Origin of the sequence: Brucella sp. IR068, assembly GCF_049065885.1 — a bacterium.
Taxonomy (GTDB): Bacteria; Pseudomonadota; Alphaproteobacteria; order Rhizobiales; family Rhizobiaceae; genus Brucella; species Brucella intermedia.
Map to the genome: position 1 here is coordinate 1 of NZ_JBAKHE010000047.1, position 1,281 is coordinate 1,281.

The following is a 1,281-nucleotide window of genomic DNA, read 5'->3' on the forward strand; positions in this document are numbered from 1 at the left end:
AGATCAAATCACGCYCAAAGCGCCAAAAAAATACCAAAACCGGTCATAATATCGCACCCATAACGCGGGGTGGAGCAGCCCGGTAGCTCGTCAGGCTCATAACCTGAAGGCCGCAGGTTCAAATCCTGCCCCCGCAACCAAAAATAAAAACCCGTCGCACAAGCGGCGGGTTTTGACGTTTAAAGGGGCAATGACGGCAGGTAGCCCGTTGTGGACAGCGGGCCTGGAACGTCATCGAAGCTTCACGCTCCCGAAATACGATGTTCCGCCTGGGGGTGCCGATGCTGATTATTCTGGGTGGACTACCAGCCTCTGGAAAAAGCACGATAGCACAGGCTCTCGCCGTGCGGATCGGGGCTTGCTATCTTCGCGTGGATACCGTCGAGCAGGCAATTCGTTCTGCTGCGCCGCCATCGGCAGGGAATGAGGTCGGTCCGGCAGGATGGCTGCAGAAAACCTTCAGCTGGGCCGTACCGTCATAGTCGATTCGGTGAACGCGACGGAAATCACCCGTCAGGCATTCAGAGACGTCGCGGCAAAAGCCGGCAGTAGATGGGTTCAGGTCGAAGTTGCCTGTTCGGACGTCGAAACGCATCGCCGTCGCACCGAGACGCGAATTATGACGGTCGAAGGATTGACGCCACCAGACTGGGATCAAATACAGAAACGCCACTTCGAGCCATGGAGCACTGATCTGCGCGTGGATACGTCCGTTCTGTCGGTGGAGGAAAGCGTCGAAACGATCATGAAATCGCTTTAAGCGTTGGGACGCCCACCTCCCATCGGCGGAGCTGGAAGCTTCAGCTGCCGGCTTTCACTTCGGCGATGAGGGGCGCATTGGGAGCAAGTGCGTTGCTGGATGGAGCGGCTTCCGTTGATTGCGATACGCATGCCGCTTCGCCCTGCAACTCATGAGCGTCGACCCGCATGGAGGAATTCTTTCTCCAGCCGCCGTGGAAATAAAGGATGGTCGACATCAGCAGGGTCGACAGCATCGCGGCCGGAAAGCTCAGCCAGAGCGCATCGGAACCAAGCTGTTCCCGCAGGCCAATAGCGACGCCGAGGCGCACAGGATACATCGATACGAAAAGAATGATGAGCGGCCAGATGACCTGGCCGTTTGCACGTACGGTTCCGAAGAGAACCATTGTCACGCCGAAAGCGATGAAACCCCAGGTGGCGATCTGACCGATGTGCTGGCCGATCGCGATGGCCGGGCTTTCAGCGCCGAGAAATATCTGCAGGGCCTGCCGGTCGGCGACCAGCAGCAGCCCGGCAAGG

The 1,281-nt window shown here is 58.3% G+C and carries 3 protein-coding genes and 1 tRNA gene; 3 read left to right on the forward strand and 1 reads right to left on the reverse strand.

Features of this window, described 5'->3' with window-relative positions; translation table 11 throughout:
- Positions 1 to 63 precede the first annotated feature (63 nt).
- The 3 genes from ACOWVS_RS23395 to ACOWVS_RS23405 all read left to right on the forward strand — a co-directional run bounded on the left by ACOWVS_RS23395 (position 64) and on the right by ACOWVS_RS23405 (position 760).
- Positions 64 to 140 (forward strand) — tRNA-Met (locus ACOWVS_RS23395).
- A gap of 141 nt (positions 141 to 281) precedes the next feature.
- Positions 282 to 482, forward strand: a complete 201-nt coding sequence (locus ACOWVS_RS23400) for an AAA family ATPase (protein ID WP_318264593.1) — start codon at positions 282 to 284, stop codon at positions 480 to 482.
- Positions 443 to 760, forward strand: a complete 318-nt coding sequence (locus ACOWVS_RS23405; RefSeq protein WP_006473496.1) for a hypothetical protein — start codon at positions 443 to 445, stop codon at positions 758 to 760. The genes ACOWVS_RS23400 and ACOWVS_RS23405 overlap by 40 nt, the downstream gene beginning before the upstream one ends.
- 40 nt (positions 761 to 800) lie before the next feature.
- Here ACOWVS_RS23405 and ACOWVS_RS23410 read toward each other — a convergent pair.
- On the reverse strand, positions 801 to 1,281 hold a 481-nt coding region (locus ACOWVS_RS23410; RefSeq protein WP_075042552.1), incomplete at its 5' end, for an MATE family efflux transporter.